The organism is Bradyrhizobium sp. 61, from assembly GCF_023073075.1.
Taxonomy (GTDB): domain Bacteria; phylum Pseudomonadota; class Alphaproteobacteria; order Rhizobiales; family Xanthobacteraceae; genus Bradyrhizobium; species Bradyrhizobium barranii.
The window spans coordinates 1-19704 of sequence record NZ_JADPIU010000085.1 but is presented as its reverse complement, the minus strand read 5'-3'; the positions used below and the strand labels follow the sequence as shown (position 1 = coordinate 19704).

General features: G+C 59.9%; 20 protein-coding genes and 1 pseudogene. 11 read left to right on the top strand and 10 right to left on the bottom strand.

What is annotated here, in order from left to right:
* Window positions 1–66 precede the first annotated feature (66 nt).
* From IVB46_RS36075 to IVB46_RS36065, 3 genes and pseudogenes are all read right to left on the bottom strand, one after another.
* On the bottom strand, window positions 67–1335 hold the full coding sequence (locus IVB46_RS36075; RefSeq protein WP_247303272.1) for a CoA transferase: 1269 nt from the start codon (window positions 1333–1335) through the stop codon (window positions 67–69).
* 237 nt (window positions 1336–1572) lie between these two features.
* A pseudogene (locus IVB46_RS36070) lies at window positions 1573–2039 on the bottom strand (GNAT family N-acetyltransferase).
* A 17-nt stretch (window positions 2040–2056) separates the two neighbouring features.
* Entirely contained in the window at window positions 2057–2398 is a 342-nt protein-coding gene (locus tag IVB46_RS36065; RefSeq protein WP_247303295.1) for a hypothetical protein, read from the bottom strand.
* Between the two features lie 538 nt (window positions 2399–2936).
* Here IVB46_RS36065 and IVB46_RS36060 point away from each other — a divergent pair.
* The 3 genes from IVB46_RS36060 (at window position 2937) to IVB46_RS36050 (ending at window position 7391) form a co-directional block, all read left to right on the top strand.
* Entirely contained in the window at window positions 2937–3281 is a 345-nt protein-coding gene (locus IVB46_RS36060) for a response regulator (protein ID WP_247303297.1), read from the top strand.
* A gap of 239 nt (window positions 3282–3520) precedes the next feature.
* Window positions 3521–5050, top strand: coding sequence for an FAD-dependent monooxygenase (locus tag IVB46_RS36055; RefSeq protein WP_247303274.1), 1530 nt, complete (start codon window positions 3521–3523; stop codon window positions 5048–5050).
* Window positions 5051–5402: 352 nt separating this feature from the next.
* Window positions 5403–7391, top strand: coding sequence for an acyltransferase family protein (locus IVB46_RS36050; protein WP_247344671.1), 1989 nt, complete (start codon window positions 5403–5405; stop codon window positions 7389–7391).
* A 582-nt stretch (window positions 7392–7973) separates the two neighbouring features.
* Here the strand turns inward: IVB46_RS36050 and IVB46_RS45150 are convergent.
* The 3 genes from IVB46_RS45150 to IVB46_RS36035 all read right to left on the bottom strand — a co-directional run bounded on the left by IVB46_RS45150 (window position 7974) and on the right by IVB46_RS36035 (window position 10168).
* A complete protein-coding gene (locus IVB46_RS45150; protein ID WP_346016153.1) occupies window positions 7974–8411 on the bottom strand; it encodes a hypothetical protein in 438 nt (145 codons plus the stop codon).
* 330 nt (window positions 8412–8741) lie between these two features.
* The gene (locus IVB46_RS36040; RefSeq protein WP_247303278.1) at window positions 8742–9269 is read right to left on the bottom strand and encodes a Cache 3/Cache 2 fusion domain-containing protein; all 528 of its coding nucleotides are present in this window, start codon (window positions 9267–9269) and stop codon (window positions 8742–8744) included.
* 491 nt (window positions 9270–9760) lie between these two features.
* Window positions 9761–10168, bottom strand: coding sequence for a hypothetical protein (locus tag IVB46_RS36035; protein ID WP_247303280.1), 408 nt, complete (start codon window positions 10166–10168; stop codon window positions 9761–9763).
* 389 nt (window positions 10169–10557) lie between these two features.
* Here IVB46_RS36035 and IVB46_RS36030 point away from each other — a divergent pair, with 389 nt between their 5' ends.
* From IVB46_RS36030 to IVB46_RS36020, 3 genes are all read left to right on the top strand, one after another.
* Window positions 10558–11244, top strand: a complete 687-nt coding sequence (locus tag IVB46_RS36030) for an SOS response-associated peptidase (protein WP_247344666.1) — start codon at window positions 10558–10560, stop codon at window positions 11242–11244.
* 212 nt (window positions 11245–11456) lie between these two features.
* Complete coding sequence (locus IVB46_RS36025) at window positions 11457–11657, top strand: hypothetical protein (RefSeq protein WP_247303285.1); 201 nt, start codon at window positions 11457–11459, stop codon at window positions 11655–11657.
* Complete coding sequence (locus tag IVB46_RS36020; RefSeq protein ID WP_071911797.1) at window positions 11654–11848, top strand: hypothetical protein; 195 nt, start codon at window positions 11654–11656, stop codon at window positions 11846–11848. Before IVB46_RS36025 ends, IVB46_RS36020 begins: the two co-directional genes overlap by 4 nt.
* Before the next feature lie 39 nt (window positions 11849–11887).
* On the opposite strand, the gene IVB46_RS36015 is transcribed toward IVB46_RS36020, so the two are convergent.
* The 3 genes from IVB46_RS36015 to IVB46_RS36005 form a co-directional block, all read right to left on the bottom strand.
* Window positions 11888–12136 (bottom strand): hypothetical protein, encoded by a 249-nt coding sequence (locus tag IVB46_RS36015; RefSeq protein WP_014493719.1) that lies wholly within the window; start codon window positions 12134–12136, stop codon window positions 11888–11890.
* 674 nt (window positions 12137–12810) lie between these two features.
* Window positions 12811–13125 (bottom strand): hypothetical protein, encoded by a 315-nt coding sequence (locus IVB46_RS36010; RefSeq protein ID WP_166100204.1) that lies wholly within the window; start codon window positions 13123–13125, stop codon window positions 12811–12813.
* 546 nt (window positions 13126–13671) lie between these two features.
* Window positions 13672–13872: a hypothetical protein gene (locus tag IVB46_RS36005; RefSeq protein ID WP_085405745.1), complete on the bottom strand. Its 201-nt coding sequence runs from the start codon at window positions 13870–13872 to the stop codon at window positions 13672–13674.
* A gap of 354 nt (window positions 13873–14226) precedes the next feature.
* Here IVB46_RS36005 and IVB46_RS36000 point away from each other — a divergent pair, with 354 nt between their 5' ends.
* From IVB46_RS36000 to IVB46_RS35985, 3 genes are all read left to right on the top strand, one after another.
* Window positions 14227–14388 (top strand): hypothetical protein, encoded by a 162-nt coding sequence (locus tag IVB46_RS36000; protein WP_247303287.1) that lies wholly within the window; start codon window positions 14227–14229, stop codon window positions 14386–14388.
* A gap of 942 nt (window positions 14389–15330) precedes the next feature.
* Complete coding sequence (locus IVB46_RS35990; protein ID WP_155795049.1) at window positions 15331–15522, top strand: hypothetical protein; 192 nt, start codon at window positions 15331–15333, stop codon at window positions 15520–15522.
* Between the two features lie 594 nt (window positions 15523–16116).
* Complete coding sequence (locus IVB46_RS35985; RefSeq protein ID WP_028153023.1) at window positions 16117–16302, top strand: hypothetical protein; 186 nt, start codon at window positions 16117–16119, stop codon at window positions 16300–16302.
* A 34-nt stretch (window positions 16303–16336) separates the two neighbouring features.
* Here IVB46_RS35985 and IVB46_RS35980 read toward each other — a convergent pair whose 3' ends face one another.
* Window positions 16337–16510 carry a DUF3606 domain-containing protein gene (locus IVB46_RS35980; protein ID WP_071911790.1) on the bottom strand — a complete coding sequence of 58 codons (174 nt, stop codon included), beginning with the start codon at window positions 16508–16510 and terminating at the stop codon, window positions 16337–16339.
* Between the two features lie 710 nt (window positions 16511–17220).
* On the opposite strand from IVB46_RS35980, the gene IVB46_RS35975 reads away from it, so the two are divergent.
* Together IVB46_RS35975 and IVB46_RS35970 are read left to right on the top strand one after the other, a co-directional pair.
* Window positions 17221–18588, top strand: a complete 1368-nt coding sequence (locus IVB46_RS35975; protein ID WP_249807719.1) for a divalent metal cation transporter — start codon at window positions 17221–17223, stop codon at window positions 18586–18588.
* Between the two features lie 246 nt (window positions 18589–18834).
* Window positions 18835–19449: a tetratricopeptide repeat protein gene (locus IVB46_RS35970; protein WP_247315905.1), complete on the top strand. Its 615-nt coding sequence runs from the start codon at window positions 18835–18837 to the stop codon at window positions 19447–19449.
* The last annotated feature ends 255 nt before the right edge of the window (window positions 19450–19704 follow it).

Sequence of the window (19704 nt, the reverse complement as noted above, 5' to 3'; positions counted from 1 at the left end):
CGTCTTCTCAAAGCAGCTATCCGCAAGCTTAGCGATGCCTGGCTCCATGGAGCTGACCGCTCAGGCTTAGCCTGATGTCGATGGCTTGCCTGATCCAAAGACGCCCTTCTGAGTGAATTCCGAAATCTGGCGCTCGTCGTAACCGAGCGTATCACGCAGGACGTCTTCGGTATGCTCGCCTAACAGGGGCGCAGCGACGGGATCAATCGCTCCCGTCAGGCTCATATTGATCGGAGGTTCGATATTGGGGACCCACTCTGCAGTACGGTGCGGAATCCTGTTCAGGCGATGGCGCTCGCGGGCCTCGGGCGCATTGAACCCCTCCTCGACCGTTCGGAGATAGCCGACCGGGATATTGGCCAGCTTCATCTTCGCCATCCAGTTCTCGAGGGTATCGCTCGCAAAGACCTCTGCGATGGCTGCCCGCAGGAGCTCCTTGTTCTCAGAGCGCGCTTTGCGCGACGCGAACTGCGGATCAGTGATCAAATCGGGCCGGTTCAGCACCTCGACCACCAGCCGGCGATAGAGCCGGTCGTTGGCGCAGGCCATGTAAAGCGGCCCATCGGAAGCTTCATAGACACCAACAGTGGGGGACCCGTTCGGCGAATTGCCGAACCGGCCAGGGTTTTCGCCGTTGATCAGATAGGCCATGCCGTAGAAGCCGGTCATGCCCATGGCGACGTCGAACAGGGCGACCTCGACATGCTGCCCACGGCCGAGCCGATCGCGCGCCAACAGCGCCAGCAGGATGGCGTTGCAGGCGGACATCCCCGTCGCCATGTCCACGATCGGGGGGCCGGTACGAACCGCAGGCCCGTCGGCAAACCCATTGAGGGACATGAAGCCGCTTTCCGCCTGCGTGATGGGATCGAAGCCGGGCCGCGCGGCAAATGGTCCTGAGCGTCCGTAAGCCGAGATCGAGCAATAGACCAGCCGCGGGTTGAGCGGCGCGACCGCCTCGTAGTCGAGGCCGAATTTCTTCATGACTCCACTTGAAAAATTCTCCACGACCACATCCGCCTTCCGGATCAGGTCCAGCGCGATCTCGCGAGCCTGCGGCACGGTCAGGTCGAGCGCGATACCGCGCTTGTTGCGGTTCAGGCTCAGATAGGCGGCGCTTTCGCCGCCGATTTCGGCGTGCTCGTAGGCGCGCGTATCGTCGCCGCCATCCGGATTCTCGATCTTGATGACGCGTGCACCGAAATCGGCAAGCGTCTGCGTGCAGGCCGGCCCCGCCACGACCCGCGTAAAATCGACGACCAAGAGATCGTCGAGCGCGGTAGGCGCGCCCGTCGCCCGCAACGAACGTTCCGGTAATTGAGGCTTGGTGGGCATCGACGGCGCTCCCTTACATCGGCTTATGGTTGCCGAATTTCCTGCAAGAGCAAACTTAAAGCCCGCCACCACCAACTTCGCAAGTGCTTCACCCGCATCGCTTCAATACGCAAAAAGGGCCCGGCAGCCATCAAGCTGCCGGACCCCCGAACATTTTGGGCGTACGAGGCCACGCCGTGTCTGGCATTGGCCATCCTACGCCGAGAAGAGCACGTTCCGCATCACGGGAAACCCCGCTCAGCGAAGCCACTTCCGCCAATAGAGCGTGTGCGCCCAGGCCCAGGGCACCTCTGGCTCGAAGAGCCGATAGCCCGCCTGGATGAAGTTATTCGCAGAGACCGGATTGTCAGTCGTATCAGAGACAATGGCATCCCATCCGACACGCCGCCCCCTCGCCTCGATCACACGCATCAACCTGCGCTGCAGTCCCCGCTCCCAATGCCGTCGCAGCACGCCGACCCTCGAGAAGTAGCGCCGTTTCGAATGTGCGTCGACGGTATGACGCCGGCAAATGCGACCGCCTCATCGCCATGTTAGGCAAGCCACCACGCTCCCAACTCGAATTGCGGCATGGCCGCCGCGTCGAAGAACGTCGACCGATGCAGATCAGCCAACGTATCGACGAGGTCGTCATCGGGTGCATCAACGATGCGAATTTTGTACGGCCCGTTTGCGGGAAATAGCGTGCGTGCAAGTGCAGTGATGTCGGCACCGTGGGAGCTCACTTGCCCAGCACGACCCTAACGCCTAGCAAAGCGGCCCCCATCAGTCCGGTCGCGATCACCGTGATAACGGCCTTGAAGGTGTAGCTCTGCGCCTGCTCCACGCTCTTTCGCCACCTCCGCACGTGTTGGAGATCAGTCCTTAGCTCCTTCCGGTCGTCGTGTTCGATTCCGAAGGAAGTTAGCACCGATGCGACGGCCTTCAGTACGAAGGCATCGATGCTCTCCTGTTGCAGCCTGTGTTGCTCGGCAAGCGTCTCAGCCACGATCGCCCTGATTTCATCATCTGGTTGATGATCCTTGCAACGTTCTCGAGACCTCGCTTGGCGAAGTAGAAGGATACAATCAGTCTCGGTCAGCATCCGCGCCTTAGACGTCTTCCGTCGCGCGGGCGGGCGGGCCGGCTCGCTCGCGAGCTCGCCTTCGATCTCATCGCTCAAGAAAACGTCTCCCACAACACGATTGCAACCAGGCCCGCGCGCGAGTGCGAGCGATATCAGTTAGGCGGTCATCATCTCTCCACGAAAAAGAAAAAAGGCGGCAGATCGCGCGACCAAGCGCGATCGTTTCGGGCGCGAACCCTATGTCCGTGAGCCCCGAGACCGCGCCGGCGCGGGCAACGGACCCGGCGCCGCGCCGGTCGGCGTTCCTTGAACGTGGTCTAGCGAGTGCGTGGCCGGATGCGCGGCCACCGTCCGATCTCAAAATCGAGACGAAAAACCCGCGGCGGGTGTTTCCAGCGCGGGTGACCAAACTCGTCTCGTTGATGTCATTTGCCAGTGTTTCGACATGTCAAACATCCCTCGTTCGACCACACCGTGCCGGAACTTAGCCGAAGAGCGGCGCGTTTATTCCTTCAGTCAAAGGACCGTGCGCGCGATGAGCCATGCTGTACTGGTTGTTGACGACGATCCCGGCGTCCTCGACGTCATCGTGGGCATGCTGGAAGATCTCGGCTGCGAGGTGACAAGCGCCCAAAGCGGCCCGGATGCGCTTGATCGGCTCAGGCAGAACGAGAACATCTCCATCCTCATCACGGACATCAACATGCCGGGCATGGACAGTCACGAACTGGCCGAACTGGCGAAGCGGCTACGCCCGGAATTGAAGATCCTGCAATTATCGGGGCGCGAACCGCGGCGCGGGGGCCTGCCAATGATCAGGAAGCCGTTTTCGTTCGAGGAGCTCGCCGACACCATGCGGCGAACCACCGGCGTTCGCTGAACGCCAGAGCCCAAAAGAAAACCCGCGGCGGGAGCTCCCGCGCGGGTCGAACCAAACTCATGTCGATGATGCCATTCTGCCGGTGTTTTGCCCGACGTGTCAACGCGGCGAACGCGGAAGAAGGAGTCATTCCTCCCAGCTTGATATGTGGTGCGCAAGGGGCTTGCTTCAAGTCCCCCGCTCTGCCGTAGAACCCCCGACCCAATGAGCATCCAAAGCAGCGACGCGAGGGGGTCCACATGCCTGTATTGCTTCCGTCGTCCCGGCCGCGCGGCCGTACCGAGCGGGCCGGCGCCAGCCGCGCGAGTCACCATGCCGTGCTGATCGCCGGCGGCGGCCCGACCGGTTTGATGCTGGCCGCCGAGCTCGCGCTCGCGGATGTCGACGTCGCCGTGGTCGAGCGGCGCCCGGATCAGGAGCTCGTCGGTACGCGGGCCGGCGGATTGCACGCGCGGACCATCGAGATCCTCGATCAGCGCGGCGTCGCGGAGCGCTTCCTGCGCGAGGGGCAAGTCACCCAGCTCGCGGGCTTCGCCTGGACCAGGCTCGACATCGGCGATCTCCCCACCCGGCACGCTTATGGCCTCGCGCTGCGGCAGAGCCACATCGAGCGCATCCTGGCCGACTGGGTCGAGGAGCTCGCGGTGCCGATCTATCGAAACTCCGAGGTGATCGGCTTCGTTCAGGATGCGACCGGCATCGACGTTGCGCTCGCCGGCGGCAAGACATTGCGCGCAAGCTACCTCGTCGGCTGCGACGGCGGTCGCAGCCTGGTACGCAAGAAGGCCGGCATCGATTTCGTCGGCTCCGATCCGACGCTCAGCAATCTCATGGCCGAAGTCGAGATGCGCGACGAGCCGGTATGTGGTCTCCGCCACGACGCCATCGGCTTTCATGGCCTCAGCAAGGCGGAGAGCGGTCGCGTGCTGGTCGTCGTGACGGAAGCGACGCTCGACCGCACCGGCGAACCCGGCCTGCGCGATCTCAGCGATGCGCTCGTCGCCGTGTACGGCACCGACTTCGGGCTCCAAAATCCCGCCTGGATCTCCCGCTTCACCGATGCGGCGCGGCAGGCCGTGTCCTATCGCCGGGAGCGCGTGCTGCTCGCCGGCGATGCCGCGCATATCCATCACTCCGTCGGCGGGCAAGGCCTCAACACCGGCGTGCAGGACGCGGTCAATCTCGGTTGGAAGCTGGCGCAGGTGGTCAGGGGCATTTCGCCCGACGGCCTGCTCGACACCTACCACGCCGAACGTCATCCCGTCGCTGCGCGCGTCTTGCGCAACACCATGGCGCAAATCGCCATGCTCCGCCGCGGCGAGGCCGGCCTCAAGGCCGCGCGCGATGTGGTGTCCGACCTGCTCGCCATGGAGGAGCCGCGCAAACGTTTTGGCGCGATGATGAGCGGACTCGATATCCGCTATGATCTCGGCGAGGGACACGAGCTGCTCGGGCGCCGGATGCCCGATCTCGACTTGATCGTCGAGGGCCATCCGCAGAGATTGTTCACGCTGCTGCACGGAGCGCAGGCCCTGCTGATCAATTTCGGCAAGTCCGGCGGGTTCGACATCGCACCCTGGGCAGATCGCATCAGAGTCATCAACGCCAGCCACGACGGCGCGTGGGAGCTCCCCGCCATCGGGCAGGTCGCCACGCCCGAAGCCGTGCTGGTTCGGCCAGACGGGCACGTGGCGTGGGTCGGAGATGAAAGCCAACGAGGGCTCGAGGACGCGCTGACCACCTGGTTTGGACCGGCTGCTGCGGCGTAGCGCGCGAACGTCAGAGGCGCCATACAAACAAAGCCCGCGGGATTCCGCGGGCTTGATTGGCATCAGGTTTTCGAAACACGGCTCAATATCCGAACGTTACGCCGCTCGCTGCTCTCCGAAGGCAAAGGTCACACGTTCGAATCGTGTCGGGGGTCTAGCGCCCCGTCCACTCCCTCGTGCATCTGTCTTTTGCCTTTTTCCCCTAGAGTTAGACCCCAATAGCGGGATTGGCCCTAGCTGTTCGTCTAGATCGCTGTTCGGAGGGTAGGACGGCTACCTTTATTAGAAACCAAAATTGAGGTTTACACCCTGAAATCCTCTCAGGTAATAGACTGCAATCCAGTAGAAATATTTGGAAACGTTGCAGCTTCTGGTGGCCTCATTGGAGATGATAGGTTCGGAGGGAACGAGCTTTCGCGGGGAAATCGTTCAACTTCGAGCGATTGCTGTCCTGAGCGTTCTGCTGTTTCACTTGAAAGTACCGGGCTTTCAGGGCGGCTTCGTCGGAGTCGACGTCTTTTTCGTCATCTCCGGCTACTTGATCACTCGCAATATCCTCATGGACGACGCTGGCGGTCGCTTTTCCTTTAGCGCGTTCTACTTGCGACGAACGAGGCGCATCTATCCAGCCCTGATCTTCACGGTGCTTATGACGTACCTGTCGGGCGCGTTGTGGACGGCGCCTCTACTGTTTCTCGATATTGCGAAGGAGTGCACGCATGCGCTGCTGTCGATCGCAAACATCCAATATTGGAGAGAAGCAAGCCATTACTTCGCAGCGAAGTCGGACGAACTCGCCCTGCTTCACTGTTGGTCGCTGTCGCTTGAAGAGCAGTTCTATCTTATTTGGCCCGCACTCCTGATCGCCGCGGCGCGCGTTGGATGCATAAGATCGGCAATCGTCCTGTTGTCGCTTGCATCCTTCTTGGCCACGATATGGGTTGGCCCCATCGACAGCTCTGCCGTATTCTTCTTGATGCCGTTTCGCATGTTCGAGTTCGGTTGTGGCGCCTTGGTGCTTTTCGCCGGTCAAACGCCACGCCGCCAATCGGTCCGTGAATTGCTTTCGGCGGCTGGCTTCGCTGTGATCTTGTCCAGTGCCCTTTTGTTGCAGCCAGACACGTCACGGCAAGAATTGCTCGTTATGATCCCATGCCTTGGCGCTGCTGCTGTGATTTGGACCGGAGATACAACCTTCGTTTCTCGCGCTCTACGCTCTCAGGCGCTAACCGCCATCGGAACAATCTCGTATTCACTCTATCTTTGCCACTGGCCGATCATTTTCTACTCGCGCTTCATCTTTGGTGAGGCGGCCGACACTGCTGGAGGCAATATAGTCATGCTTGTGACGATGCTTTTCGTCGCTACCAGCATGTACCATTTCGTGGAACGTCGCTTCATCGTTGCTGGAGGCGCAGCCTCTGGAGCGCCGTTGAAGACATTGATGAAATTCAGCGCGGCTATTCTGGCATTTGCGATTCTGACTCACGCAACATTCATTCTGAAGGGTTTTGCATGGCGGGTGCCTGAGTCGGTTTTGGCGGATGGAAGGCTCGACAGTTCTCCCACTACTGATCAAGTCGTTTGGCCGCCGGGCCTACCGATTGTTGACTTGGCTGGAGACTCCCATGCTGAAATGTACGTGGCGGCAATGTTGCCGTTAGTCGAGAGCCTAGGTGGAAACCTTCAGTACGTTGGCACTGCCGGATGCCCGATTGTCAAAGGAGCAGCCATCAGATCGCGACGACGCGTGGATTGTCTTCGGGTTCGCGATGAGCAAATCGCTCAACTTGAGACCCAAACGCACCCGCTGATATTCATCCAGCGGTGGGAAACCTATGACGATGCGGGCATCGATTACGACCAACCAGGCATGTGGCCGAACGATGCTGGATCGTTCGCCAAGCTCGAAGCGGCCCTTTCTGAGACGCTACGCGTGTTAACGCCTGTTCGGCGTGTAATGATTGTGGGCGCCCAAGTTCCTGCCGGCTGCGAGATCAATCGGCCGCGGTTACTTCAAGGGCCGCTGCCTCATGTGCCACCTCCTCCATGTGCGCCCATGTCAAAGGTGAACGCGGTAGCGGCGGGCGCAGCCATCAATGCAATGCTCGCTCGTGTGCAGTCTAAGTATCCCGGAAGGGTCGACTTGCTCAAACCGGTCGATTATCTCTGCGACCAAACGTGCCCAACGTATCACGCAGGCCATTGGCTTTATTGGGACGCTACGCATTTTACCTTGGCCGGATCGACTTTCATGACCGATAGGGCTGCCTCAACATTTCGCACGTTCATCCTGGGTGGATCGAACGCGATGTCTTCAGGCGCACCAACTGAGAACTGATCCATTTCGCCTTCGCGCTCGACGAGGTCCGTCCTCTCGCATACTTCGTCGTGCGCGTGGTGCACGTTGTCGATCACGTATGAAGTAACAGGAGTAAGATTCGGGTTCATGCACGAGCTCTCCTGTGTCCGACAAGTACACGCTGGGATGTGCGCCAACTTAAACTTGCGAAAAATGACGGATTTTTTTGTGGGGGCATCAGATAGGTTGACGCTTGCAAGTTTCCCCCATGCCGCGCGTGCGTCGGCAAATTGTGGTCGCAGCACTGTCACAACGGTCACATCAATTCGGCTTGCCTCGGCTTGACCTTTGGGGGGTACGCCCCCTAACATATTGTAGTGATCGCCAGTGTTTTCAGGGACTTTTGAGACTTGCACTAGAGAGACGCCAAGCCCACCGAACCGGTCGCCTTGCCCTCCAATGCAGCCGTTTCACCTGGCGAGCCGACGTCTAGAGCCGGGCTCTGTGGTCTGTATGCAAGCGCGTCGGCCATCCGGCGCGGCCAACCGGTCAATTCCGCAATGCCTTGAGCTGGGGGATCTCGCTCAATCCGCGTTTGGCGCGGCTTCTGTCGGTCAGCGCTCATGTATTCTCCTGCGAACGCAGCCAAAGCTCTTCGTGAGAGACGTCGAAATCGCCCGTCGCGCCGATGCTTCCAAGAACGCTTAGCGGTTCGCGGAGCACGGATTCGTCAAGATGGGCCTCGAACGTTTGACCGTCGCCGGGATTTACAATGACCCGCTCGATGCGATGAATAAACTCAAGGGGCTTACCGTCTTCATTCGCGATGGGCTGCAACGGCTTGCCCCATCCGCGATCGAGAATGGCATTGGCGGCCGAGACACGTGCATGCGCTGGAGCATTCTTGTCGAGCATGATCTTCACGAGAGTATTCACGGCGTGTACCGTGTGCGTCCGCGCCAAGGATTTGATCTCAGTCATCGTTCGCTGCTTCAAAGTTCTGCGAGCCGCCTCCCTCGCCAACGCCACTTCAGAGCGCTTGTTCACCAATTCGGTCATCTGAAAAACCCCTTTGCAATCAGGTCCGGTCCTGGATCGAGAATAAAAAAAACCCGCGGCGGATGAATCTCCGGCGCGGGTACGAACGAAATCGTCTCAATGATTGTATTATGCCAGTGTGTTGCCCGACGTGTCAAAGACGCCAAAGCGGCTCCGGGTGCGGGTCGCGCCGGCGCCGTCATTCCAACCGGCAAATCGGCGACGTCGGTTTTTGGGATTTGAGCAGAAATTCTCTGCTCAACCAGAGTATTGCCGGTTTTGACCCAACTCGGACCTCGACAGCTACGGCCGCGCGTCCAGTGTTGCCAGACGATTTCTTATGGCTCTCAACTACTTCTTGTAGCCGACGTAATAGATGCCGATTTCGGCGCCCGTACTGTCCTTGATCGGTTCATATCCGGTTATGTAGGGCGTACCCAGTATAGGCACCTCGCCGTAATGGCTCTTCCCCGCCTTGATCGATTCAAGCGCTGGCCCGGCTAGGACGGTGCCAACTGCTCGGCCGCTTCCATCGGGTTTTGGCACACTTGTGGATACTCGGACATATTCGCCTCCGTCTTTTGCAAACAGCGTGGCCGTCATCCCTTTGCCGTCCTCGCTTCCAACCGCGTCGACGATGTCAAAGTTGTTATTGATCTTAGTCGTGCCGAAATGCAGAGCGGGTGCGTCTTTACCCCCAACAGCTTCCCTTCCTTCGAGCTTGGGGGCTCCTAATTTCGCCGTCATAGCTTTTAAGGTTTCCATCGATTTCGTTACTCTCGGATCCGCTTGGGCGTGCCCGGTGCCCGGCATTAGTGTAGAGGTTGCAACAAGGCATGCGGCGGCGATAATGCCGACCAGAAAGGTTTTCCGATCCATTGTAAGCTCCTGATGTGAAATGCGGCATTTTCCTTCACGCGCACATCACGCGGTGTGCACGTCATTCGCGCCTCGGTTTTGACTGCGATTGAACAGACCAGAGATTACAGGTCTAGGAATTTGCCCGCCGACGGCATCAGCGCTGCCGCTAAGATAATTGGCGAGTACAGGACTGTCGGCACGTCCTCATGGCAGCTCGCAAGAGAAGTTACATCACTTCTGCCTTGCCGCAAAGCGCGGTCGCGGCCCGCGCGTTGGCACACGGTTCACTCTGCTTCAAGGTCCTGCTTTAGATTTGTAGTCGGGGTACCCGAAACTGACGAGCCCGTCGGCACTCGAGCAGTCACAGAAGTGCGCTGTGTTGGGCAGACCGGACATAGGCGACACGGTCGCTGATCGATGCGATTGACCGAGGCGGTCCTGCACGCGGATGGCGCGTTGTCGCATGCACCATCCGCACCCACAATCGATCTCTTGCGAAGAAACGAGCGTTAAGCCTTCAAGTCGGTGATCCGCATAATCGCGACCACATTCCCATCGTTGAACGCCTGTTCTTTTGTTTCCTTGTTGCAGGTCCAGACAAAATTCTTCTTGCCCGTAAAGGTCTTTCCCTCCTGCTCAAGCCGAAGCTCCCCTTCGGTGATATGGCAGACCATGGCATTCATCATCGGGGGCCCCATGGTCTTTGACCCCGACTGCATAATGATATCGCGCATTGAGACGGTCTTAAAACCTGGGATCAAGGATGGTGTTTCGCCTTCATATTCGCGCACCACGACACCTGGCCAAGGCGTCGTATCCTTGTAGCTTGTGGCTTGAGCGGCGGCTGGCTTGACCATGGCAGCCGAAACCGCAGCCAACGCGATTCCCAGTGCGGACCTTCGATCGATCTTGCTCATCGCTTTCTCCCGACGTTACCGAACGAGCCGCCGCGTAAGCAGCGCGCAAAGTTCGTGGTGAACGGTGGTACGAAACCGAAAAAAGAACGGTCTCTAAGAGAGCGTGCTTGCCGACGGCACAAGTGCTGCTCGTTTGCCCGGACGGTGATTTCGGCACGTCCCGCTTCAAGGGGCAGTGGCACTCTACGTCACCTGACGCATCCGGGAAACAGGTGGCGTCACACGAAGACACTGTGGCCCCTAAGCAATGTCCGGAATTGGCCCTTAATGCACAGGCCAACCTGACGTCTGTTTGCCCATTGATGTGAATACAGACATCATTACGACTAGCGACCCCCCTCACTCGAAATTACCTTTGGCCGGGCGAGCGGTAAGGAATAATCGTCTCCATGTGCAATCTGTATTCGATCACCACCAATCAGGCCGCCATCGCCGGGCTCTTCCGTGTGGTCCGTCGCTACGAGGGCAACTTGCCACCAATGCCGGGCGTATTTCCGGATTACCCGGCACCGGTCATTCGCGACGCAGGCGGGGGCGAACGGGAGATTGTGATGATGCGTTGGGGCATGCCGCCACCACCGAGCAAGCCCGGCCCGCCCGTCACCAACATCCGCAACACCTCGTCGCCGCACTGGCGCGCATGGCTCAAGCCGGAGCATCGCTGTCTCGTGCCCGTCAACAGTTTTGCTGAGTATGCGCCTGAGCCGAATCCGGAAACAAAGAAGAAAGACGTCGTGTGGTTTGCGATAGACGAGACGCGGCCGCTGTTCGCGTTCGCCGGTATCTGGACAACTTTCAAGGGCGATCGCGGTACGAAGTCAAAGCCCGTGCCTGGACCTCATCAGGTCTATGGTTTTCTCACGACGGCGCCGAATGCCGTTGTCGAGCCCATTCATCCAAAGGCAATGCCGGCGATCCTGACGACGGCCGAAGAACGAGATGTTTGGCTGGGGGCGCCATGGGACGAGGCTAAGGCGCTCCAACGGCCTTTGTCAGATCAAGCGCTTAAAATCGTGGCGCGGGGCGCAGACAAGGAGGATAGACCTTCAATCGCCGACGCCACTTCCGTTCAATAGTGAACTTAGGAACTACCTGCACGCGATAGGAATAAAATTGCTCAAACCGAGCTGCGATGACGCCCGAGAGATTCTTCGAACCAATTAACAAATGATACAGACTCTCCTCGGCCCGAGGCGTAGAGTTGAAATATCACCGCACGGCACTTGGCATCGGTCGGTGATGAGAACGCCAGTTGCGCTCCCGCCCACTCTGACGAGGGAGCAGTGTCATGCTGAAGCGGCGTCGGGTTAAACAGTCCAAAACTCTCCACGAGCGGCTCGCAGACGAGGCCGCACGCCTTCGCGAGGAGGCCCAGGTGCTTGCGCCGGGACGCCGCCGTGAGATCCTGCTGCGCCGGGCGCGACAGGACGAGACGGCCATCCAGATCGAGTCCTGGCTGCATTCGCCCGGCCTGAGGCCGCCGACATGACCCGGCAATACCGCGCCTATCTGGTCGGCGAGAACGGCGTGTTTCGCTCCGCCGAAGCATTCGAGGCTGACTCCGATGCATCCGCGCTTCGCGTCGCACAACAGTTCACGCGCCGGGGCAACGTCGAGGTCTGGCATCTCGACCGGAAGATCGGGCTGTTGAAGCAAGCTACGCCACCCGTCGCAGCCTGACCGGCAGCCACGCTGCCCCAGCCGCCGCATCGGAAGGTGTCACTCCTCCGCAAGCTTGCGCTCGATATAGGCGTCCACCGTCTCCGCGAAGGAGCGCTGCACCCCGACCGCGGCACCGTGCTGGTCGAGCGCGTCGCGCTGGAGCACGCGCAGGCCGCGCCCGCGGAGGCTGGCCGGCGCGGTGTTCAGGTATTGATCGATGGCGCCTTTGGCGAGCGGAATGGCCCTCGGATCGCCCCTTGCGATCAAGAGACGCAAGAGGCTCTGGCAATCGGCCAAACCGGGCATGGCTCAGCCTTCAGCGTTGCTGCGATTTCGGCTTCGGCCGCTTGACCGGCTGGGTGTGCGTGCCGAACAGCGCCAGCAGAAACGCGACTTCTTCCTTCGAACCGACCTGGATCATGACTTGTCTCCTTCTCGCTCCGTTGGTCGGGGCCAACGGGCGCGGCGTTCAGGACAATCTGGTTTCAGCAATGTTTCAGGCGTGTTTCGTCGAGACCCAAAACGATCTCTAGAAAACGATCTACAGGTGCCTGCTGAACGTCTGGCGGCGATGCCGCCGGTGTTTTTGTCCCAGCCCTAACTCGTGAAAACGGCCCCGGCGCGGGACGGGGGGCTGGGGGCGCCGGAGCCGCCATTCCAGGCCGGCCATCGGCGGTGGGCCGACCACAAAACTAATTCCAGTTTGGAGCAAGAAGTTCCAAAGGGGACCTGGCAAAGCGAACAGCTCAATACTGAGGACGCTTCAACAGCTCCGGCAATCGCGAGATTGCCGTTGCGATCCGTCGCGCCTCGTCGCGCGATAGATACTGGTGGGCATATTGGTAGCCCCACGAGTGCAGATCATCGCGATGAAGAACGCAGCAGATCGTGAAGCCGTTCGCGTCCTTGACTCGGAAGCACTCCTCTTCCGCGATCATGACCCACGGCGCCGGAAACCGCCTGAGATTGTCCATCCATGATCACGGGCGTGCGTGGCCCCGTTGCTGCTCAATTCCGTGCGGTACGAGGCGGCGCTTGGCAAGACCAGTCCGCGGCGTTGTCGGCGGCCGGCGCGGAACGAAGAGGCTGCGCACGAGAATAGGCTCGCTGTCGCCGAGCCGCGTCCGCTCCTGAACCAGGCCGCTCATCACCACGCGCATCTTCATGATCTCTTCCGCCACGAAGGTGCAGTCCTCGTCGCGATTGATCTGCTCGTGCATGATGGCCTCGGCCTCTCGCATGCTGACGCGTAACGCTCTGACGATGTTGCGGATTTCATTGATGCGGTTGTCCACGGCCCATCTCCATCTGACGATGGCACGATAAGAACAAATCATGAACAAATAGTCAATCCGGGAGATCTTAAGTTCATGCGGATTGCTGGCAGATCAGGACACTGGGAAATTTACCGATCTGGTTCACATTTGTTATGGCAAGGATTTGTTAACCGGGAAAAAATGGCAACCCGGGGAGCTGGTTAGAGCATTTTCATTTCGGAATTATTGAAACCCGGAAGCATGAGGGGCCGCTGCCAAAACAGCGGCCCTTTGCTTTGACACCAGCGAAGGCGGATCAGGACACTGAACGGCGGGCGGATAACTCCAGAGCTAACCGCCCTCTCGCGTGCACCGCAAAGGAGATGGAAGTCGCCGCAAAAGGCCGCCAACTGAGGCGGCCTTACTATTTCGTGGCTTCTTGCCTCGCTTTCATTATTGCGAGATGGCCGATAACGGCTGCCTCAGTCCTACCAATCTTTCTGGCCACTGCGGCCAACCGTAGGCCTGAAGCGCGAAGCTCCAATAACTGCCGCTCCTCCTCGCGAGTCCACCTGCGCAGGCCTGTCACTTCGGCGGCTGCAAGCCGGGTGAATTTAGCCACTCGCTCATGTGCGAGCCAGTCTCGCACTGGCGTATCCTCTGCAGTAGATGCTCTCGCTCGATACCTGGGAGAGTAGTCTTAGCCTGCTCGCGCAGGCGACCGGCTTCCGCAGCAAGACGTTCTTCGAGGGATTCGATCTGCTTGAAACGACGCCGCTCAGCCATGGCGCGCTCCTTTCCATGAGAGGAAGGCGGGAGCGCAAGTGGCGTTCTCATCACAGATAAAAGCCAAGGGCCGTTCTGCGATGAATGGACAATAGCATTGCGGTGTTGGAGTTCCTTGCCAAATGTTAACTTTCAGGTCGGCGCCCGAGTGTTCATTTGGCGGAACGCTAACGTTCCCAATCCGTTCCGGAAATCCAAAATAGCCGAGCGGAGATCTTCACGTCGAGTTCATCAGGCCAGTCCTAAACCCCGAGCCCATAACGGTACGTAGGTAGGAAACATGTCCTTTGACCCGCCGCTGCGGTTGACTGGCTTGATGCCTACCGCGCCGGCGACATCGAAACGATTTTGGGAATGTATGCCGATGACGCGATCGTCCATTGCGCCTGCGACGGCCTGAAGACGATTTCGACCCGGCAAGGCCTGCGCGCCTATTGGGTCGACCGTCTCAGGGATTATCCCGCTTCGCATCTGGACGATCTCCGTCCGTCCGAGGGCGGAGCAGCCATTTCCTAAAGCGCGCGATGGCGTCGTGAGCGCAGTCCTCACCTTCAATGCGCCCGGCAAGATTGCTTCGCTGACGTGCGGGCCTTTGAACCAGGGCGGGTACTCATAAAGGAGCAGACGTCGGCTTTTGGGGTCTAAGCAGAAATTCTTTGCTCAATCAGAGTATGGCCGGTTTTGACCCGGAACGGACATTCTGAGTGTTGAAAGTCGCGCGCCAAGTTTCACTAACTCGGCGGGTTGCAGGTATCACTGACAAGGGCAATCGGCCTGACGCACAGTGTCTTCGTTCCATTCAATGAAGCCATCGGCATTCTTCGAAGGTGCGCGAAACATTTTCGCATCCCTGTAACTTGAGTTAATCGTGGGGCCTAATCGAAAGGTCGCGATATGGAACCGACCAGCAGAATATCGGACCACATCGATCATAAGACTGCCCGGTCGATCTGTGACGAGGTGGGTGACAGATTGCAACAGAACTTATCTCTCGAAGCCTCGCCTCTGCCGTCGTACCTCGAACGTCTAGTCGATGAATTGCGCAAACAGGAGCGTCATCCAATTGATGGCGTCGCAGCGCCCGCTAACCGTTTCCTTCATGCGACGCGACGGGTAGTCGCGGCCGTCTGAGCGCGTAAAGAAGAAGCCGTCGCCGCGCTCAACCCGGCGGCGGCTTTTCCGCTAATCTTGTCAGGTATGCCGCCGCTCGATCTTCCTCGTCTCACCACGTGCCTTCTCGGCCGCGTCATCCGCCAAGGCCCATAGCAGCCGCATCCCGGCCGATGGCCCGAAGTCGGCTTCTGACCCCGGCAGACGTTTACTGGGTTAACTTTTGTTCTGGCGTCGCTCTGGTTCCGGGTGCACACTGGTTCTCTCACCGCTCGGCACCGTGCTTTGATCGGTGATGAGAACGCCGGTTGCGCTCCCGCCCAATTCACGCAGGGAAAGGAGAGTGCCATGGGACGACGCTCACAATCCCACATTGACGACAATCTGGACGTGGAAAGAGCCCGCATCATAGCGGAACTGAAAAATACGCCGCCAGGACCGCAGCGTGATCTTCTCGAACTCAAACTGCGCCAGCTCGAAACCGTTTCTCATATAGACGGATGGCTAACGTCGCCGGGCCTACAACCCCCGGAGGAATAAGGCCGTCTCGGGCCAACCGAGGAATAGATCAATGAATTCGACTCATCGAACGATTTGCGAACGCGAGTGTATGTAAACACGCAGTAACTCAAAATACGGGCTTCAAGCATTGGACGGGCAGCAGAAGCAAGAGTACCGTGCATATATTATGGGCCTCGACGGACATATCGAGGTTCGCATCGATCTAATGTGTGAGGACGAAACCGAAGCCAAGAAACGCGCCAGATCCTTAGCTGACGGGTGCGACGTAGAGCTATGGTGTCAAGATCGAAAGATTGCGGAATTTAAGAGTGAGTAAGGCCGCCTCAGTTGGCGGCCTCTTTCGTGCTCACCATCCTGCTACGTCACCTTATGGCCCTTCCCGGACCTCATGGAACGTCCGCTTCTGCGCCGCTCTTGGGGGCGAAGCGGACATCGCGGATTTATGAGTAACATGCTCGAGCCGCGTTCATTTTCTGCATCACGGCATCGTTTGCCCAACAGGTCAAACTTTATCCAAATGCGGCGAAGCGGATTCGGCGGAATGAAATCTCTCCGCGCCAAGCTGGGACATGCCCCTTGCGAGGGCGCATGGGCAAGCTGGAGATTCCGTCGATGTATTACGTCGCCGCCGCATTGCTGGTGCTGTCGGGACTGTTCTACTCCGCGAGCCATCACGAGCTCGGCCAGTTCGGTGCGAACGTGTGCAGCTATGGCAGCACGTTCTGCGACAACCCGGTGGTCGTCTTCACCGGCGGCGCCCTGGCCGCCGCCTGGGGCATGTTCGTCAGCGTCAAGTAGCAGCACGCGCCTCCGCGCGCATGCGTCGGATGCGTTACGTCGCCAATTCCTTGCGGACCGCGGCGGCCGAATTGCCGACCTTGTCGACGGCCTTTTGCAGCTCCTCCTTCGATATGCCGAGCGCGTGCGTCCAGTACTTGACCTCGTGGGCCTCGTGCATGTTGATCTTGCTGCGGTCCGGTTGCCCGCGCTTCGTCAGATTGTCCATCGCGTTTCCTCCCTCATGGAAGAGCAAAACGCCACCATGGACCGGCCGTTCCTAACGGCAGGACGAGACTCATTCGTCGAGGCTCACGCGTCGAGGCTTGCACGTCGAGGCTCAGACGTTCAGCCACAGCATGGAAGCGAGCACCGCTGAAAACAGAAACAGCCCGACAATTGCAATTCTGAAAACCAGATCGGCGGCCAAATGTGCCCCCTTTTGTCGTTGCAAATTCTTTGCTCGTACGGCGCGCGGCCCGGCCTTGTGCAAGGCAGGACCGCACCGTGACTTTGCTGCCGGGGCGGGTTGGAACGGCCCGTCAAGCGGCACCGCAACGCGCGCATCCAGCTTTGGTTCCAAATTTTCGGAAGGCGCGAATCAGAGCAACAACGATAACCCCGCCGGTCGGCGGGCGCCACTGGCATGAGAACCAGACCGTGCCGCGCGACGGCGCACAGTCGAGCAAGTGCTGCCTGATCGCCGACGGCTTCCGTGTCCAGGGATCGGCCGATCGTCGGCGACAAGCTCTGGCGCGCGGGGCCGGCGACCGCTTTGAACGGGAGGCAAAGGAAGAGCCCGCAACCGGTGACGGTGCGGGCTCGACGATCTCTGTGATGGTATCACTCTACAAGTGTGTTGCCCGACGTGTCAAAGGATGACGGGGCGTTGGCGTCAGCGGACGGCGCGACGCCGGCTGACGCAGGAACTTTGCGGCCATGACGCGCTTGAAGCACACTTCGCAATTCCGGAAGCCGGAAGGTCAGCCCCTGTCAAACCGATCGAAGCAGCACGCCGCCAAGCACGACAGCGCCGAAGGTTCGGCGAAGTCCGTGCCGGGGCTGCTGCAACGGCTGGGGCCCGGGCTCATCACCGGCGCAGCCGACGACGATCCGTCGGGCATCGCCACCTATTCGCAGGCGGGTGCGCAATTCGGCTACGGGCTGCTCTGGACGGTGTTTCTGACCCTGCCGTTCATGATCGCGATTCAGCTCGTCAGCGCCCGGATCGGCCGGGTCACCGGCAAGGGGCTCGCCGCCAACGTCCTGCAGCTCGCGCCGCGCTGGATCGTGCTGGGGCTCGTCTCGCTGCTCGTCATCGCCAACACCTTCAACATCGCCGCCGACATCGCCGCGATGGCGGAGGCGCTCTCGCTGGTCATCGGCGGGCTCAATCACGAGCACGCCCTGATCTTCGCGGCGGGCTCGACCCTGCTCCAGGTGTTCGTGCCCTATCGCCGCTATTCGCCGGTGCTCAAATTCCTGACGCTGACGCTGTTCGCCTATGTCGCCACCGCCTTCACCGTGAAGATCCCGTGGGGCACCGCGTTGCTCGCCGCGGTGTGGCCGAAGGCGACGATCAGCGCCGACTATTTCCTGATGGTCGTCGCCGTGCTCGGCACCACCATCAGCCCCTATCTCTTCTTCTGGCAGGCCTCGCAAGAGGTCGAGGAGATGAACCAGGGCAAGCGCGACAAGCCGCTGCGCGACCTTCCAACCGGGGGCGCCCCCGAGATCGCGCGCATCAAGGCCGACACCATCGTCGGCATGCTGCTTTCCAACAGCATCGCCTTCTTCATCATCCTGACCACGGCGACCGTGCTGAACGGCAATGGCATCACCAGGATCAACTCGGCGACGGAAGCGGCCGAAGCGCTGCGTCCGCTCGCCGGCGACTTCACCTTCGCGCTGTTCGCGCTCGGCATCATCGGCACCGGCCTTCTGGCGATCCCGGTGCTGGCCGGCTCGGCGGCTTACGCCGTTGCGGAGACTTTCGGATGGCACGCCACGCTGGAGGCGAAGCCGGAAAAAGCGGTCGGCTTCTACACCATCATCGCGGCCGCGACCATCATCGGCTTCGGGCTCGGCTTCACCGGCATCGACTCGATACACATGCTGGTATGGAGCGCGGTGCTCAACGGCATCGTTGCCGTGCCGGTCATGGCCATGATGATGCTGATCGTCTCGAGCCGTGCGATCATGGGCCGCTTCAAGGCCCGCTCACGGCTGGTCGCGCTGGGCTGGCTCGGCACCGCGATCATGGCGCTGGCCGTCCTCGCTCTGCTCGGCTCGTCCGCGATCGGCTGACCAGGGCGTGTACTCATAAGTGGCCGGATGGGAAGTCTGCTTCCGGGAGCATAGCAGACCAATTGTGCTCAACGTGAGTTCTTCGGATCTTGACCCGCTGCGGACATTGACCCGCTCATAAGACAACATTGCTGTCACACCAAATCTCGTTTTTCTAAATACCTTTCCAGGAATGTTTGAGGTAAGCCGGAGTTAACATGTTCGGCTGGATTGGGAGCTCGAAGGCGTAGCTTGCAGGAGGTTCCTATGGCCAACTTGATGATCAGGATTGTGACGCTGGCAACGTGTTCGATTGCGCTGATCGCTGCGTTCTCGGTCACTCCGGCTGTTGCGGCCCCGGGCACTGAGCCAGGTGGCAGTGAGGCAGACTATAGCGGAATGGGGCAACGCTCCGCTTATCCACCTTCGTTATACCCGAAGCGGTCGGGCAACAAGGCCAACCACGCGCCCAAGGCCAAAAAAGCCAAGCAGTCCCTGTTCGACGACCCCGCCTTTGCTCATGGGTACCGCGCAGCTTATTCGGCGGTCTACGACCGCACTGACTATGCCTCTGCGATTGAGCAGTTGAAGACGCTCGGCCACGACGATCACCCGAATGTGGCCAACCTCATCGGCTACTCATATCGCAAGCTCGGCGACTACAGGCAGTCGCAGCTCTGGTACGAGCGCGCGCTGAAGGCCGATCCGAACCATGTGCTGACCTGGCAATATTACGGTCTATGGCAGCTCGAGCAGGGCAACCGCGAGCAGGCCCAATATCATTTGAGTCGGATCGCGACGATTTGCGGGACTGGCTGCGAGGAGTACCGGTCGTTGGCCGCCGCGCTAGAGAAGCCGCCCGGCACTAGCCTGGTTTATTAGGACGCTTTGCAGCGGCGGTCAGAGCTCGGCGCTAACGCGACGGGTGAGGCTATGTCTGTTCATGGCCCGTAACGGACCTCCCGGCATGTCTGCTTTTGGGCCGCTACTGGGGCACAAGGGGACATTAAGCGCCGGCCCACTTTCTCGATTTATGAGTACACGCCCTTCTGTAATGGGCCCGATGATGTCAAGCCTCCCGAGTGAACGTCACGCCGCCGAACTCATGCTTCTGTCCGTGGTCAACGCCTGGCCGCC

Bases quoted from the DNA above. Each gene is read 5' to 3' on its own strand.
- IVB46_RS35990 (WP_155795049.1), top strand. From the start codon at position 15,331: ATGGGACGACGCTCACAATCCCACATTGACGACAATCTGGACGTGGAA.
- IVB46_RS36035 (WP_247303280.1), bottom strand. From the start codon at position 10,168: ATGAGCAAGATCGATCGAAGGTCCGCACTGGGAATCGCGTTGGCTGCG.
- IVB46_RS36075 (WP_247303272.1), bottom strand. From the start codon at position 1,335: ATGCCCACCAAGCCTCAATTACCGGAACGTTCGTTGCGGGCGACGGGC.
- IVB46_RS36030 (WP_247344666.1), top strand. From the start codon at position 10,558: ATGTGCAATCTGTATTCGATCACCACCAATCAGGCCGCCATCGCCGGG.
- IVB46_RS36000 (WP_247303287.1), top strand. From the start codon at position 14,227: ATGTATGCCGATGACGCGATCGTCCATTGCGCCTGCGACGGCCTGAAG.
- IVB46_RS36040 (WP_247303278.1), bottom strand. From the start codon at position 9,269: ATGGATCGGAAAACCTTTCTGGTCGGCATTATCGCCGCCGCATGCCTT.
- IVB46_RS45150 (WP_346016153.1), bottom strand. From the start codon at position 8,411: ATGACCGAATTGGTGAACAAGCGCTCTGAAGTGGCGTTGGCGAGGGAG.
- IVB46_RS36025 (WP_247303285.1), top strand. From the start codon at position 11,457: ATGCTGAAGCGGCGTCGGGTTAAACAGTCCAAAACTCTCCACGAGCGG.
- IVB46_RS36060 (WP_247303297.1), top strand. From the start codon at position 2,937: ATGAGCCATGCTGTACTGGTTGTTGACGACGATCCCGGCGTCCTCGAC.
- IVB46_RS36055 (WP_247303274.1), top strand. From the start codon at position 3,521: ATGCCTGTATTGCTTCCGTCGTCCCGGCCGCGCGGCCGTACCGAGCGG.
- IVB46_RS35970 (WP_247315905.1), top strand. From the start codon at position 18,835: ATGGCCAACTTGATGATCAGGATTGTGACGCTGGCAACGTGTTCGATT.
- IVB46_RS35985 (WP_028153023.1), top strand. From the start codon at position 16,117: ATGTATTACGTCGCCGCCGCATTGCTGGTGCTGTCGGGACTGTTCTAC.
- IVB46_RS35975 (WP_249807719.1), top strand. From the start codon at position 17,221: ATGACGCGCTTGAAGCACACTTCGCAATTCCGGAAGCCGGAAGGTCAG.
- IVB46_RS36005 (WP_085405745.1), bottom strand. From the start codon at position 13,872: ATGGCTGAGCGGCGTCGTTTCAAGCAGATCGAATCCCTCGAAGAACGT.
- IVB46_RS36015 (WP_014493719.1), bottom strand. From the start codon at position 12,136: ATGCCCGGTTTGGCCGATTGCCAGAGCCTCTTGCGTCTCTTGATCGCA.
- IVB46_RS36020 (WP_071911797.1), top strand. From the start codon at position 11,654: ATGACCCGGCAATACCGCGCCTATCTGGTCGGCGAGAACGGCGTGTTT.
- IVB46_RS35980 (WP_071911790.1), bottom strand. From the start codon at position 16,510: ATGGACAATCTGACGAAGCGCGGGCAACCGGACCGCAGCAAGATCAAC.